At 34.1% G+C, this 15,559-nt stretch carries 16 protein-coding genes and 1 tRNA gene; 7 read left to right on the top strand and 10 right to left on the bottom strand.

Features of this window, described 5'->3' with window-relative positions; genetic code table 11:
* Positions 1 to 126 precede the first annotated feature (126 nt).
* Complete coding sequence (locus LB452_RS07435; protein ID WP_224461102.1) at positions 127 to 1,404, top strand: S8 family peptidase; 1,278 nt, start codon at positions 127 to 129, stop codon at positions 1,402 to 1,404.
* A gap of 50 nt (positions 1,405 to 1,454) precedes the next feature.
* Here LB452_RS07435 and LB452_RS07430 read toward each other — a convergent pair whose 3' ends face one another.
* Both LB452_RS07430 and LB452_RS07425 read right to left on the bottom strand, forming a co-directional pair.
* Complete coding sequence (locus tag LB452_RS07430; protein WP_224461101.1) at positions 1,455 to 1,676, bottom strand: hypothetical protein; 222 nt, start codon at positions 1,674 to 1,676, stop codon at positions 1,455 to 1,457.
* Positions 1,677 to 1,877: 201 nt separating this feature from the next.
* A complete protein-coding gene (locus tag LB452_RS07425) occupies positions 1,878 to 2,396 on the bottom strand; it encodes a GNAT family N-acetyltransferase (protein ID WP_224461100.1) in 519 nt (172 codons plus the stop codon).
* A gap of 105 nt (positions 2,397 to 2,501) precedes the next feature.
* Between LB452_RS07425 and LB452_RS07420 the strand changes: the two genes are divergently transcribed.
* The 5 genes from LB452_RS07420 to LB452_RS07400 all read left to right on the top strand — a co-directional run bounded on the left by LB452_RS07420 (position 2,502) and on the right by LB452_RS07400 (position 8,247).
* Entirely contained in the window at positions 2,502 to 3,263 is a 762-nt protein-coding gene (locus tag LB452_RS07420) for an MBL fold metallo-hydrolase (protein ID WP_224461099.1), read from the top strand.
* A 29-nt stretch (positions 3,264 to 3,292) separates the two neighbouring features.
* Entirely contained in the window at positions 3,293 to 4,654 is a 1,362-nt protein-coding gene (locus LB452_RS07415) for an alpha/beta hydrolase family protein (RefSeq protein WP_224461098.1), read from the top strand.
* A gap of 102 nt (positions 4,655 to 4,756) precedes the next feature.
* Entirely contained in the window at positions 4,757 to 6,118 is a 1,362-nt protein-coding gene (locus LB452_RS07410; protein WP_224461097.1) for a hypothetical protein, read from the top strand.
* Positions 6,119 to 6,313: 195 nt separating this feature from the next.
* Positions 6,314 to 7,063 carry a hypothetical protein gene (locus LB452_RS07405; RefSeq protein WP_224461096.1) on the top strand — a complete coding sequence of 250 codons (750 nt, stop codon included), beginning with the start codon at positions 6,314 to 6,316 and terminating at the stop codon, positions 7,061 to 7,063.
* A gap of 152 nt (positions 7,064 to 7,215) precedes the next feature.
* Complete coding sequence (locus LB452_RS07400; protein WP_224461095.1) at positions 7,216 to 8,247, top strand: PAS domain S-box protein; 1,032 nt, start codon at positions 7,216 to 7,218, stop codon at positions 8,245 to 8,247.
* A gap of 75 nt (positions 8,248 to 8,322) precedes the next feature.
* Here the strand turns inward: LB452_RS07400 and LB452_RS07395 are convergent, their stop codons facing one another.
* From LB452_RS07395 to LB452_RS07375, 5 genes are all read right to left on the bottom strand, one after another.
* Positions 8,323 to 8,742 (bottom strand): DUF2141 domain-containing protein, encoded by a 420-nt coding sequence (locus tag LB452_RS07395; protein WP_224461094.1) that lies wholly within the window; start codon positions 8,740 to 8,742, stop codon positions 8,323 to 8,325.
* Positions 8,743 to 8,953: 211 nt separating this feature from the next.
* A tRNA-Arg gene (locus LB452_RS07390) sits at positions 8,954 to 9,027 on the bottom strand.
* 120 nt (positions 9,028 to 9,147) lie between these two features.
* A complete protein-coding gene (locus LB452_RS07385) occupies positions 9,148 to 9,990 on the bottom strand; it encodes an OmpA/MotB family protein (RefSeq protein ID WP_224461093.1) in 843 nt (280 codons plus the stop codon).
* Between the two features lie 65 nt (positions 9,991 to 10,055).
* Positions 10,056 to 11,060, bottom strand: a complete 1,005-nt coding sequence (locus LB452_RS07380) for a glycosyltransferase family 2 protein (protein WP_224461092.1) — start codon at positions 11,058 to 11,060, stop codon at positions 10,056 to 10,058.
* Positions 11,061 to 11,064: 4 nt separating this feature from the next.
* Positions 11,065 to 11,505, bottom strand: a complete 441-nt coding sequence (locus tag LB452_RS07375) for a type I restriction enzyme HsdR N-terminal domain-containing protein (protein ID WP_224461091.1) — start codon at positions 11,503 to 11,505, stop codon at positions 11,065 to 11,067.
* 41 nt (positions 11,506 to 11,546) lie between these two features.
* Here LB452_RS07375 and holA point away from each other — a divergent pair, with 41 nt between their 5' ends.
* On the top strand, positions 11,547 to 12,554 hold the full coding sequence (gene holA, locus LB452_RS07370) for a DNA polymerase III subunit delta (protein WP_224461090.1): 1,008 nt from the start codon (positions 11,547 to 11,549) through the stop codon (positions 12,552 to 12,554).
* Here holA and LB452_RS07365 read toward each other — a convergent pair.
* The 3 genes from LB452_RS07365 to LB452_RS07355 all read right to left on the bottom strand — a co-directional run bounded on the left by LB452_RS07365 (position 12,551) and on the right by LB452_RS07355 (position 15,543).
* Positions 12,551 to 12,727, bottom strand: coding sequence for a Lacal_2735 family protein (locus LB452_RS07365; protein WP_224461147.1), 177 nt, complete (start codon positions 12,725 to 12,727; stop codon positions 12,551 to 12,553). The genes holA and LB452_RS07365 overlap by 4 nt on opposite strands.
* Before the next feature lie 88 nt (positions 12,728 to 12,815).
* Entirely contained in the window at positions 12,816 to 14,684 is a 1,869-nt protein-coding gene (locus tag LB452_RS07360) for a T9SS type B sorting domain-containing protein (protein ID WP_224461089.1), read from the bottom strand.
* A 34-nt stretch (positions 14,685 to 14,718) separates the two neighbouring features.
* Positions 14,719 to 15,543, bottom strand: coding sequence for an SDR family oxidoreductase (locus tag LB452_RS07355; protein ID WP_224461088.1), 825 nt, complete (start codon positions 15,541 to 15,543; stop codon positions 14,719 to 14,721).
* Positions 15,544 to 15,559: the final 16 nt, after the last annotated feature.

The following is a 15,559-nucleotide window of genomic DNA, read 5'->3' as shown; positions in this document are numbered from 1 at the left end:
ACTCTTAAGATTTGTTTCTCAGATAGTTGAATTTAATAGTTGTTACTAATCTACTTTTTTTGCTAAAAATTTTTGGTTCTTAATAAAATGTTAGTTTTATCATATTACTAACATAAAATTTAACAAATGAAAAATTATTTCAATTTCAAACTTTTATTAGTAGCTGCTTTTGTAGTGACGATTTTTTCCTGTTCAGACGATAGGGAAACAGATGACTTGCAAACCATTCAGGAATTAAATAGCTTTGACTCTGCAAACGCTGTAGGTGAATCAAGCCTTATTCCGGATCAATACATTGTTGTTCTTAATGGAGGATTAACTGAAGATAACACTTCAAAAAGCTATGTAGATGCACGCACAAATGTTTTAAACGTTTTAGAATCTATACTTTCTGAAAGTAAAATGTCATCTATAGAGCCTTTAAAAGTGTATGCAAAATCAATTGCAGGAGCTACATTAAAGTTGTCAGAAACTGAGGCAGATCTTTTAAGAAATGACAAGCGTGTAAAATACATTGAACAAGATCGAATTGTTCAATTTGCACCTCCTTGTGGTACGCCGAATGGAGGACCCTGTGATGAGCCAGGCGATCCAACTGACCCAGTTGATGATGGTGGTGGCGATGGATCATCTACTCAGGAAACACCTTGGGGAATACCGCGTGTAAATGGAGTATCTTCATATACAGGAACTAATGTTGCGTGGATTTTGGATTCTGGTATAGACTTAGATCATCCAGATTTAAATGTTGATGGGTCCCGTGGATTTAATGCATTTACTTCAGGTAGAGATGGGAAATCTTTAGATGACGGTAATGGTCACGGTTCACACGTTGCAGGAACTATAGCTGCTTTAAATAATTCTATAGGTGTTATTGGAGTTGCTCCAGGTGCTAGCGTTATACCTGTTAAAGTATTAGACTCAAGAGGATCCGGATCTTATTCTGGAGTTATTGCTGGTGTAGATCACGTTGCTGCAAATGGAACAAGTGGTGATGTTGCTAATATGAGTTTAGGTGGTCCAGTTTCTGTTGCACTTGAAGATGCTATTAAGGCAGCGGCTCAAAACGGAATCAACTTTATGCTAGCTGCAGGAAATGAGGCACAGGATGCTAATAATGTTTCTCCTGCTCGTGTAAATGGTAACAATATTTATACTATCTCTGCTATGAGCGAAGGCGACAATTGGGCTAGCTTCTCAAACTTTGGAAACCCTCCTGTAGATTTTTGTGCACCAGGTGTTTCAGTTAAATCAACTTGGAAAGGTGGAGGTTATAATACTATTAGCGGTACATCTATGGCAACCCCTCATGCTGCTGGTGTTTTATTATTAGGAAGCCCGAGTACAAGTGGAACTGTAAATGGTGATCCTGATGGCACACCTGATCCTATCATAACACACTAAATAAAGAATTTATAACAATTATAAAAGAGCCGTATCATTCGGCTCTTTTATTATGGCTTTATTTTAGTGACGTTTAAATAGACGGGTCCGTTATCGACTGGATAACCTTCTATGATTTCTGCGATTAATGTTACTCTTTCTCCTGCGTAAGCGTCTAAATCTATAGTCCCACTTTTTAAAGCATAAAATGAATCTTCTGTTTCGAGGGTATGAGTTCCATATTGATAATTGGTTATTCCTCGTTTCTGTAACGATCCTGTATATTCCGACATATTGCGTGTAGTTTGGTTATTATTTTGTGAAATACAACCCAGCAAAAAAAACGTTAAACATATAAGAGCAATTGATTTCATGAGTGTTATTTTTAAAGTTAACCTTTAAAAATAAATATTGGCTAGTCTATTCTATCATAAATTTTGAGCCATGACATTCAAAACCATTAAATTTCATTGTAGATTTTCAAATTGGTTGAGTTACAATTTCTTCAGCATCACATAATTAGGATTGGAGTGATCTTCACTAATCTTAAAATTATGTTCTCCAATACTTTCAAAATTGTTCTTTCTGTAAAATTTAAGGCCTTTTTCATTTTCTGTCCAGACAAATAGCCAAAAGGCTTTTTGTTGATGCGCTCTGGCAATTTCAATGTTGTGTTTCAAAAGTTCCTCTCCTAAACCTAGACCATAGAAATCTTTTAAGAGATACAGCCTTTCAAATTTGGCAATAGGAGAGATATCCGTAAGCGGATGAGGCTGATTTAAAATAAGTTTGGAATATCCTGCCAGGTGGTCGTTAAAATATATTTTATTGAATTGAATATTAGAATCCTTAAGTGCTTTTGATAGTTCCTTTATGTTGAAATTAAAGTCCACATAATTTTCAATATCTGAAGCTTCGGCGCTATGTCCATGGGATTCAATAAATGTGGTTTTACTGAGTTTTGCCAGAGATTCAACTTCAGAGGAACTTACTGGATTTATTCTTATCGGCATCGTTCAATTTTTTTGCAAATAAAAGCAATCTCATTCAACTTAACTTTATAATTAAAGTTGAATTATCTTTGAAATTCAAGCTAATTTATATCAAAATCCGAAGAAATGATTTTTCACCATCTTAGAAATGCTACTGCGATCATTGAGACACCAACTGATCTTATTTTAGTGGATCCCATGCTTGGAGATGTGGGGACTATTGAAGCCTTTACTAAAGAGCGTTTTCTTCCAAAACTTAATCCTCTGGTTGAGTTGCCAAATGCTAACTCTTTGATGGAAAAAATTACCCATGTTTTGATTTCTCATCAGCATGCAGACCATCTGGATGAAGCAGGAATTGACTTTTTGAACGAAAAACAACTTCCAGTTACTTGCAGTGTTTTGGATGCTAAGAATTTGAAAGATAAAGGACTCAGAGTCATTCAGGAGTTGGATTATAATATGCGGGAAGCTTTTTTAGGAGGAACCATAGAAGGAATTCCTGCTCAGCATGGTTATGGAGAAGTTGCAGAGTTGATGGGAAATGTGATGGGGTTTTATATAGAGTTGCCGAATGAGCCCAGTTTATATTGGTCTTCGGATACGATTTTTACAGATGAGGTTGCCAAAGTATTGGTGGATTATACGCCTGACATCTCTGTAATCCCATGCGGTTCTGCACAATTGGATCAATATGAACCTATCCTTATGACTATGGAAGATATTGTAAGATTTGTCAATTTGAATTTTGGAATGACCATTTGCAATCATCTTGAAGCTTTAAACCATTGTCCCACAAAACGTGCAGAACTAAAATCAAAATTTAAAGAGCAAAAACTGTATCACAAAACCTGGATTCCCAATGATGGAGAATCTAAAGATTTTTAAATGCATTATTCATCAATCTATTATATACTATGAAATCTTTTTACATTATTTTAATTTCTTTGTTACTCCCTTTCGCTAGTAATGCTCAGGACCTTTCAGGTCAATGGACTGGCCAATTGAAATTTGGCGGAACTTCACTGGATCTGAACTTCAGAATTTATAAAGATGAAGGGGGATATAAGTCTATGATTAGCTCTCCAGCTCAGAATCTTAATGATTTAAAAACGACTTCCACTTCTTTTGTCGATTCCTTGTTGACGATAGAGATAAATCCTTTGAGGGCAAAATACCAGGGAAAGTTGACAGCAACAGATACTATTGCCGGAAACTTTGTTCAAAATGGAATGTCATTAAAACTAAACCTGACCCGTGGCGATACTAAATTGAAACGACCACAAGAGCCACTACCACCATTTGATTATTATGAAGAAGATGTAGTTTTTAGAAACGAAAAAGATAGTATTAATTTGGCAGGTACATTGACACTTCCAAAAAAACAAGGTCAATTTCCAGTTGTGGTTCTCCTCAGTGGTAGCGGTCCTCAGGATAGAAATAGCTTCATCTTAGGGCATAAACCCTTTTTACTATTAGCAGACGAACTTACGAAAAGTGGGGTAGGGGTTTTAAGATTTGATGAACGGGGAGTAGGAGAATCTGAAGGAAGATTTCAAGATGCTGAACTATCTAACTTCATTGGTGATGTAACATCTGCTTTGGATTTTTTGAAAACTAGAACAGAAGTAGATAAAGAAAAGATAGGTCTTCTAGGACACAGTATAGGAGGAATAATAGCACCTCAGGTTGCTGTTCAGGAAGACATTGCTTTTATGGTTTTATTGGCGGCTCCAGCAATTGAAGGAGATAAATTACTGCTAAAGCAAAGAGCAGATTTTCTTAAACTAAGAGGCCTAAACGACGCTCAAATTGAAAAATCAAACGACATTTTTGTCAAAACTTATGAATTTATACTTTCAACAGATTCAGAAGATGATGAGTTCAAAAAGGAACTTACTGATTTCTTAGCAGCCAATTATGCCGAAGTCATGATGGAGAAAGAATTAATGGTGATGGTTGAACAATTAACTTCTAAAGAGACTTTGATTCTTCTTAAAAACAAACCATCAAATTATTTAAGCCAAATTGATTGCCCGGTATTGGCTATCAACGGCGATAAGGATTTTCAAGTTTCTTCTAAAGAAAACCTTGCAGCGATTGAGTTGGAAATTAAAAAGGGAGGAAATACAAATATAGAGACCAAAGAGTTTGAAGGCTTAAATCATCTATTTCAGGAAAGTGAAACTGGAGATAGTACAGAATATGGAATTATAGAACAGACGATGTCTCCACAAGTTTTGGAATATATCAAAGAATGGCTGAATAGAACACTATAGACAAGGTTTAAAGTTTTTAGTTTTCAAAATTTAGAGTAACACGCGTTACACTTAGGACTATGTTAGAATTGTAATTTTGTTAATTAAAATTACTTTTTAAAATTGAAAACAATTGCATTTTTAATCCTTTTTATTACAGTTGTTGACTTAGGCAATGCGCAAAGTGAAAGTGATCAAAAAACTCAATCTCAGCTTAAAAGTTATTTCAAAAATGCTGTTATAAACGGTAGAATAAGAAATTTCACTATGGCTACCTATAACCGTGGTAGTCTTACGGATTATTCTACCAATGCAACTGGAGGTGCTATCAATTTTAAAACACTCCCATTCAAAGGATTTCAAGCTGGGATTCAGGCGAGTTTTACTTATAAGACTATCGGGGACGACCTTAAAAGTGTTGACCCTGTTGTTGGACGAGGGGATAAATGGGAGTTTGAACTTTACGATGTATTTAATAAAGGTCAATTCAACAATTTAGTTAGGTTGGATGAGCTTTATCTAAAATATCAGGCAGGAAATTATTACGTATCCTATGGAAAAATTAAAACAGAATATACCAGGATTATAAATGAAAGTGATGGCCGGATGAACAGATTTGCACATGCTGGTGCCTGGATGCATCTCAATTTTGATTCTCCTCACAGTTTGGATATGGGATGGTTAAATAGAGTTTCGCTCAGGTCGTCATACGACTGGTTTAATTTTCAGGATGCTTTTGGTCTAGTGAATCAAGGATTTCAACCAAACGGTGAGGATGCAAATTACAGGAATTTCTACCCAAGTAAAGGCATCGCAGTTGTCAATTACGGGTTTGTAGGCAACAATTTAAACTTTCATTTTTATAATTTTCTTTTCGACAAAATCAGTAACATTTCATGGTTTGAGGCAGACTTTGCCTATCAATCCTTCAAAATCGGAATTCAGTATTCACATTCCAGACCTTTAGATTATGGTAATCAACTCGAGTATGTAAATAGATATTTACAGCCAGATGAGCAAGCCAATATTATAAGTTCAGAATTGACCTGGTTCAATTCAAATTTGAAAATTGGTGTAGCTTATACCCATGCCATGGATACAGGTAGGTTTTTATTTCCAAAAGAAATAGGCAGAGATAACTTCTACACATCCATACCAAGATCAAGATTGGAAGGCCTTGGTGGAATTGATGTTTTTACTTTCAAAATAGATTATCACCGCCTCACTCCGAATATGAAAATAGGCTTTAACTACCAAGACTTGAGTGGCGTAGAAGTCGGAGATTTCCATTTGAATAAGTATAACATAGACAGTACCCGACAATTCAATACTCAAATCACCTATAGCCCAAAGGGAATTTTTAAAGGATTAAATTTTGAACTGTTATGGGTTTACAGAGAAAACAAGAATGAGAAACAGCCTGAGCTTTTCTTTAACAGAAGTAACTTCCATCAACTTAATTTTGTGACCAATTTTTATTTCTGAATTTGATACAATTAGAGTTTTTGATTTTAGATACTAAGCTTAAATATCAAGATAATAATTATGATAACGTTTGGAGGTGTAGACTAAACTGAATAAATAAGCGAAATCCAATTTAGAAACTTATCTGAAATAAAAAGATTATTTTTAATCAAAATTTCATGAATAGTCAACTATATAAACTCAAAATCAGTCAAAATGAAAACAATCCTATTTTCTTTTATAATTTTAGTAGTCAACTTAAGTTTAGCGCAATCATTTGAAGGTTCATGGCAACTTATTAGTCTAAACGATGAAGAAATTACCAACAGGGAAGTTGTAAAAATTGTGGTAGATGGCTATTTCTCGTTAGGATCTAAGAAGCTAGAAGACAATTCATTTCTTGGAGCAGCTGGTGGCGAATACAAAATTGATGGAAATACTCTCATAGAAAAAAGAGATTATGACACCTACGATAATTCCAAAATTAATGAGGAAAGAGAATACAAGCTCTCCTGGCTCAGTGATGATAAGGTTGAAATATCTGATGCTGAACATATAAAAATATGGAAAAGACTATCTGATGAAGAAGATGAATTAACTGGAAACTGGGTAATTACAGGAAGAAAAAGAGGGGATAAAATGAATACAATGACCCCTGGTGATCGTCGAACTATCAAAATCTTGAATGGGAATCGTTTTCAGTGGGTAGCTTTCAATTCGGCTACAAAAACTTTTAATGCCACTGGAGGAGGTAACTATTCAGCAGAAGAGGGTATTTATATAGAAGACATAGGCTTCTTTTCTAAAGATAAGATCAGAGTAGGAGATGAACTTGACTTTGAATATGAAGTTATCGATGGCAGATGGCATCACAGAGGTCAAAGTTCCAAAGGTCAGCTGATTTATGAAATTTGGTCTTCATATTCAGAAGCATATCCAACTGAATTTTTGAAAAATTATAAGTAAAATTGAATTAAACTTTCTTTTTTTATACTCATATTTCATTATGTAAGATTTTGATATCACAAATCTTTGTTGTCTTTGATTGCCACAATTTCGTATTTATTTATATTTATTTAACATTTAGTGAGCGGTCACTTATCAAGACAAAAAAATATATGCAAGATGATATTCTTATCCATAAAATTCCTCATTCCCTTAAAAACTCGAAAATCTATGATGTAGTAGTTACCGACCTCGAAGGAAATTACACCTATGTTAATGAAACTTTTAGAAATAGATTTTCCTTCATAACAGATGATTTCATTGGAAAACCTTCATCAATAACAATGCATCCAGAGGAGGGGGCTAAAATGCAAGAACTAGTCCATAAATGTTTCGAATATCCTACCGAATGTTTTCCAATTGAGATTAGAAAACCATTGAAAGATGGAAAAGGATATAACTGGACGCAATGGGAATCTTCCATATTGAGTGATGAAAACCTTCAGCCCATTGGTATATTGTGTGTTGGATTTGATATTACAGGTCCTCAACATAATAACATGAAATTTAAGGAGTCTCAAACTAAACTGACAAAGACTATTGAGGCAATTCCCCATCCATTACTTATCTTATGTGAAGAAAGTTACATAAGATATGTAAATAATGAATTTGAAAATATATTTGGATACTCGGCTAGTGAAATCTCATGTGAAAAGTTAGAAATTCTTTTTCAGAAAGAAAAAAAGAAGGATTACAATAAACTTTTCAGCCAATATATTGATGATAGTGCTAAAAAAATGAGAGTGAATCACTTTTTGAATTTTGTAAATAAGAAAGATGAAAATGTAGTTGTAGGAATAAGTTTAAATAGTTTTTACGATAACGATAATCTAAATGTTATTGTTATTCTGGAAGACTTGACATTAGCTAAACAAAATCAAGATACAATTGTTAATCAAAATAATGCTTTTAAAAAAATAGCATGGAAGCATTCTCATGAACTCAGAAAACCTGTTGCTAATATTCTTGGATTATCAAATTTATTGAATATTGAAAATTTGCAAAGCGAAACTAATTATAAAACTATTTCATTTTTGAAAGAAGCTGCAAATGAACTAGATCAAATTACCAGAAGTATAGTGGAGGTGGCTAACAAAAGCGAATATAATATCGAATTCAAAAAAAACAGACGAAACTTATATTGAAAGTTGGTATTTAATATTTTCAGTTTAGGAAGTTTAGACATGCTGTTTTGAACGCATTCTAAATCTATGAGTATGTTAATTGATGTACTCAATTCGTATTGTTAAATCTCCATCTAAGTCGAATTTACATTTGGAAAATTTAGGCCTTCCAAATGACGTCAAATTTGACGCACCTACAGGTTCTTTGGGTATGCCAATAAAATTGGTATCCATTTCTTTATTGCCATTCAAATCTTGAAAAATCGAAACGGCATAAACACCTTTTTTTAAGTTTTTAAAAGTATATTCCGCAGTAGAATTAAATCCTGTTATTTGTCCTGTGTTAACAGCCTTATCGTTGTCGCTTGGAAAGCTTTCTTCATTGTCATGTAATGATAGGTATATGGTTCCTTTTTGTTCTTCTACGCCTTCGACAATCACTTTAAGACTATGTTCTTGTGCATTAATTCCGAAACCTAACGAAAATAGCAAAAAACTAAAAATTAACTTTTTCATGATATTTTAAATTTAATTGATGATTAATAAATGTAATATTTAAAACTAGAAATTGATTTAAGATTAAAACTACTTTGAATTATTTAACTTCAATTAAACCACCTTAGGTGTACTTTATAGAAAAAGAACTCAATTTAAAATCTCGAAGGTATTTTAAATATTTTTAAAACAAAAAAACCACATCATATAGATGTGGTTTTCTGTCTTAAAGTGATCGCGACAGGATTCGAACCTGTGACCGTCTGCTTAGAAGGCAGATGCTCTATCCAACTGAGCTACGCGACCTTTTTTTGCGAGTGCAAATATATAACTATTCTTCTTTTACACAACTAAAATCATTAAATAAATCAAATAAAAAAGCCTCAAATTACTGAGGCTTTCATATTCAGAAATTGTGAAATATAACTATTTAGCTTCTTTCATTCCGTCTTCAATCATTCCGAAGAATTGATCAAGTTTAGGAAGAACAACTATTCTAGTTCTTCTGTTCTTAGCTTTACCAGCTGCTGTATCGTTACTCGCTACTGGAATATATTCACCACGTCCAGCTGCAGTCATTCTAGCTGGATCTACGTTGTATTCATCTTGTAGAATCCTAACAACTGCTGTAGCTCTCTTAGTACTTAAGTCCCAGTTGTCTTCAATGTTAGTTCTTGAAATAGGATCCGTGTCAGTATGACCTTCAACCATAAATTCAAAATCTTTTTTATCGTTTACAACAGTAGCAACTTTACCAAGAACTCTCTTAGCTTCATTTGTTACTTTATATTGTCCACTTCCAAACAATAATTTATCTGAAATGGAAACAAACACAACACCTTTTTCAACATTAATTTGGATATCCTCATCATTGATGTTGCCTAAAGCACCTTTCAAACTAGTAACCAATGCTAAAGTTACGCTGTCTTTCTTATTGATAGCGTCACGCATAGTTTTAATTTGAAGATCTTTTTCTTTCATACTTTCCAAAGAACGTTCTAGATTTTCAGCACCTTTCTTAGAAATGGTTACAATGTCGCCTTGAGTGTCAAGTAGTGCGGCATTTGTATTCTGTAGGGTTTTGATCTGATTTTCATAAGAAGCTCTTAAAGAACTTTTCTCATCTTCACAGGCTGATAATTTCATTTCAGCTGTTTTCAATTGATCTTGAGTGGATTGATACTTTCCTTCCATCTCTGCAAACTTCTTGTTAGAAACACAAGATGTCATCAAAAGACCTGTAATTGCAATTGCAAATAATTTTTTCATGATTTTGATTTAATTTTATTAGGCAAATTTACTGTCTATTAGTTAATAAAAAAGGGACTTAACAATTATTTTTCGTACTTATTTAATTCACTATATTTTTTAGTTTTCAAAACAAAGCTTTCCCACACTATACTTTTAACAGGGAAGTTCTGATTTTTCTTTGTCAATTGTTTCCTTTTGGTTGTCATCTCTGGAATAAATCCATAAAAGCTTATATGAGCCTTAAATATAGCGAAAAAATGTAAAAGCTGACCTTTAAAGATAAAGCGTAAAGCCGCTAAACCATCTAAAATCATCCTCAGTAGGATAATCGGGACTGGATTTCTTTTCGAATTTTTTAAAAGTGAGCTCAAAGAATTTCGAAAGTTTAGAAATGTTTTTTGCGGCTTAGAGCTTGCTAAAGTTCCGCCACCTTGGTGATAAACTTCGCTTTGAGAAGCGCACCAGATGGAATAGCCTTTGTTTCTGAGTCTCCAGCAGAGGTCGATTTCTTCCTGATGAGCAAAATAACTTTCATCAAAACCTTCAATTTCTCTGAAATGATCTTTTCTTATAGCAAAACATGCTCCACTAGCCCAGAAAATCTCAATATCTGTATCGTATTGACCGTGGTCTTCTTCAATGTGATCAAAAATACGACCTCTGCAATACGGATAACCTAAGGCGTCTATAAACCCCCCTGCAGCTCCCGCGTAATCAAATCTAGTGGGGTTTTGAATCGATTTTATTTTAGGCTGAACCGCCGCTATATTATCGTAAGTTTCAAATAAAGATAATATGCCAGTTAGCCATCCTTGAGTTACTTCTACATCATTGTTCAAGAGTACATAGATGTCTTCTTCCACATATTTCAAAGCTTCATTGTATCCGCCTGCAAAACCAAAATTTTCAGTGTTTTTCAGAATGATTATTTCCGGAAATTCTTCTGCTAAGTATTCCAAGGAATCGTCTGAAGAAGCATTGTCTGCAACATAGATTTTTGCTTGTTCAGAATATGTAACCACCGATGTTAAATACCTCTCCAAAAGATGTTTTCCATTCCAGTTTAATATAACTACAGCTACTTCCATATAATTAATGCGAGGGCAAAGTTTCTAAAAAAATGTAAGTTTCATTTTCGTAATCCATTTGGCAAAAGTAATGATTGATTCCATTGGTAATCATTAAATAATCTGCTTTTAGTGCCATATTGTACCTGGCGATTTGATCGAAAGTTTCCTGTGTAATATCTACACTTGGCGCTTTACATTCTACAATGAGCTCGATTGTTCCATTCGAAGAAAACGAAACGATATCATAGCGTTTTAGGATGCCGTTGACTTGAATTTGACGTTCTTCATTCAGTAAATTTTTTGAGTAATTTTTTTCTGAAATCAAAAAGTGAACGCAGTGCTGTCTGACCCATTCTTCCGGAGTAAGTATCAAATATTTTTTACGTAAAATTGAAAATATAGCAGGCTTATTTTCTTTACTTTTGAATTTGAATGAATACTCTGGAAAATTCAATTTTTGCATAATTCAAAGAAACGAAATTGAAATTAGTTGAAGCTTAACTTATGAACGATTTTAAATCTATACTTTCTGATCTCGATCAGCGTAAATTTTCTCCAATCTACTTTCTAGTAGGAGAGAGGGAGACTTTTTTTGTAGACCTCATTGCTGATAAAATTGAAGAAACTGTATTTACTGAAGATGAAAAAGCTTTTAACCAAAGTATTTTATACGGAAAAGACGTTACTATTGAAGACATTGTAGGTCAAGCTAAACAATATCCCATGATGGCGGCCCATCGGGTCATAATCGTTAGGGAAGCTCAGTCCTTGCTAAAAAACTTAGACAGTTTAAAATCTTATGTGGAACAACCACAGCAAAGTACCGTTTTGGTGTTTTGTGTCAAGTACAAAAAAATGGATGGGCGCTCTAAGATTACAAAATTGCTAAAAAAAGAAGTTGTTTATTTTGAGACTAAACCACTTTACGACAATCAGGTACCACAATGGATTTCTGAAACACTTCATGCTTCCGGATATTCAATAGCTCCTAAAGCATCAGAAATGCTTGTTGAGTTTTTGGGAAACAATCTTTCTCATATCTACAAAGAGCTTGAGAAACTCCAGCATGTTCTTCCAAAAGGTTCAAAAATCACACCCGAACTTATTGAAGAAAATATTGGAATAAGTAAAGATTTCAACAATTTTGAATTGACGAAAGCCATAGGAGTTAAGGACGAAGTGAAAGCTCAACAAATCGTGGCGTATTTTGCTCAAAACTCAAAGAACCATCCTGTAGTGCTCACAACGGCGCAACTCAATTCATTTTTCAATAAACTCTTACGTTATCATGCTTTAAAAGATAAATCTCAAAACGCAGCAGGAAGAGCATTGGGTGTAAATCCTTTTTTTGTAAAAGATTATAGTTTTGCTGCTCAGAAATATTCAATGAAAAAGGCGAGTCAAGCCATTGCACTTATTCGTGAAGTTGATATGAAGAGCAAAGGTGTGAAAGCTTCTCAAATTTCTAACGGTGACTTATTGAAGGAATTACTTGTAAAATTGATGCGCTAATCTTCTTTAGCTCTCAATTCATCTATTTTTTTACTGATATCATCCGCTTCTTTAAGTTTAGCATCAGACTTTTGGCGATTGCTTTTTGATAGGTCAAAAGCTTCTTTCTGAAGTTTTTTATACGTATCCTGTAGCTTTTCTAACTCTGTTTTCTTTTTGAATAATCCAAACATAATTTTTTTAAATGCAATATTCAATTCCATAATCGATTTTATCGCTACAATGAAGTTAAATTAACGAAAGATTATTGACGAATGAAGTTTACCGGATCAAAGAAATATTTCCGCTGTAAATTTTATCATTGATCTTGATGCGATACCAGTAATCATCTAAAGGCATATTTCTCCCATTGTAAGTGCCATTCCATTGGAAAGGCGCTTGATTACTTTTGATCAATACTTTTCCAAATCTATCGAATATAATAACTTCAAAGTCATCAAAATTGGTATCGCCACCGATCTGAAATACATCATTGATGTTATCTCCATTAGGAGTGAAAAATTCTGGAATTACAATTAATACAAAGTCTTCCGTGACTATCTTACAGCCATTGTTTTCACGGACGTATATGGTGTATAAACCTCCAGTTAACTTTTCAAAAACAGGTTGATTTTGAAAAGTTATACCATCTATAGAATAACTAAAATCACCTTCCGTAGACAATTCAATAATTAAAGAACTATCAACTTGAATGATATTTGAAATTACAGGGTTTGTATAATTTTCAATAAAATAGGTTTTGGAAACCGTGCAACCATCTACAGTGGTCAATTCAAGATTATAAGCTCCAGGACTGTCTACAGTGATAAAATTACCGGTTTCTCCATTGCTCCATAGGTATTGCACATCCGGTAAATTCTCACTTAAAGTCACATTTTCATTTTCACAAATTGTAATTGTTTCATCAATAAGATTTGGAGTATCAAAATCAGTATATTGAATGGCTACACGATTTGGATTTGAACAATTTCCACCAGTAGTTGTTGCTACTGCAAAATAAGTTCCATTGCTTTCCGGACTATAGATAAAACTGTTTTCTTCTAAAAAAACTCCTCCCGTGGGACTATCGTACCAATCCACACTTATATTTGGATTGCTTTGTACCGCAATACTTGTTATTTCCCCACCGCAACTTGTAACATCTCCAAGACTTACAGGGTCAATAAATTCGACCAAATTAACCTCAAAGACAGAAGATATACTATTGCAAGCCGTATTATTTAAATTAGAAATATTTTCAGCAACAAGTGTTCTATAAAATTGATTAGTGCTCACTTCAGGAATTATTAATTCATCTGAAGTTTCCCCCGGAATATTGGACCAGTTTTCACCATCCTGGCTGTTCTGCCATTGGTAATTCGGAGAGTTATAAATACTGAATTCTGTATTGGCTTTCAATTTTAAATCAGTCACAGATTCATTTTCGCAAAACTGAAGGTTGTTTTCTCCGCTTTCATTTACGATTTCAGTTAAATCACCACAAGATTTGAATACGATGTCATCTATAGCTAAATCATTTCCACAGCCGCCTACGCCATTGTTTGATATTTTCAGAATTACCGAGTCTTGTCCAGGTAATGTTGTAAAGGTCAATGCAAATGGTCTCCAAATTGGAGAACTTGTACCAAAAATATTACCAGTATCACCTTCAGCAAGAGATATAGAGTTTGTTTCATCAAAGATTTCAAATTTCACATTGACTGGAATTTCATTAGAAGTGCAAACATCCGATCTTGTATCGTAGACATTCATCAAAAATGCAGAAAATTCGTATGAGTTATTAATGCACAGACCTCCTATAGGAATTTGGTAAAATAAACCTGAATCAAACGCTGCATTTACAATTAAAGCTTTTCCGTTGGCATTGCCAGTGTGGTCTGTAGTGTTATGAAAACTTCCTAGTTGCATCAAATTAGAAGAAACCGTGTATTGACCATCCAATGGAGCCTGATTTACGAACTCATACGATGTCACATTGGTCGGTAATGGAGGACCATTTGTAGTCCCTTGACCAAAATTTTCTTCAAAAATGGCATCGCCGCTATTCCCTTGACAAAACCCTAATTGAGCTTGTGATGTTGTATGAACACCGAAACCAAAAATTAAATAAAGCAGCAGCGTTTTGTTCAAAATGAAATTTTAAATAAGGAATCATTGTTAGTGTTTATCCCATAATGTTATAACCACCGTCTACATGTCTTATCTCTCCTGTGGTTCTACCGTTAGGTCTCAATAAATTGAGAACTTCATAAGCAAGGTCCTCTGGCAAAGCATTGCCAAGCGGACTTTTTTGATGAGCAAATTCCACATCTTTTTCGTTCAAAGTTGCATTCCCAGCTTTACTTCCCATGTAAGGGGAGAACCGAATACAATTGACTCTCGTCCCATTTTTTCGTCCCATTTCATCTGCAAGTTCAACGGTAATTCTTTCCAATGCAGCCTTTGCAATACTTATGTTTCTGTAGGGGTGAAAAGTAACTTTTGATGCAGCAATATAGCTTAGGGAGCAAATAGATGCATCAGCATTCAAAAGGTTGTTTTTAAATAAATGGCTGGTAAGACTGATCAAAGAAAAAGCAGATACTTCCATTGTATCGCAAAATTCTTTGAAAGTGACATCCAATAAAGGCTTCACAACTTTATTTCTGATGGTTTTATCCATAGCAATGGCGTGAAGAAAACCATCAACTTTTATTTGTTTTGTTTTTAAATTTTCACAAAAGTCTGCGACGCTCTCTTCCTGAGAAACATCAAGGATTTCTGTTGCTGTATCTTTTCCAAGTTCTTTGTGGACGCTCTCCTGAAAGTCCTTAAAATTTTGATCTAAAAATGCTTTAGCCTTCTCAGATAAATTTTCATGAAACTTACTTACACCAAGGCCAGTACAAATGACTTGACCACCGTGTTCTTTAATTTTTTTGGCTACGTACATGGCCAACGAATGTTCATCAGCAATTCCTGTGATGAGATATGTTTTTCCTTTAAGCATAAGTCTTTCTTTTTAA

The organism is Psychroflexus longus, from assembly GCF_020164595.1.
Lineage (GTDB): Bacteria > Bacteroidota > Bacteroidia > Flavobacteriales > Flavobacteriaceae > Psychroflexus > Psychroflexus longus.
Note: the sequence above shows the minus strand (reverse complement) of the source record. Positions and strands in the feature narration are given on the sequence as shown.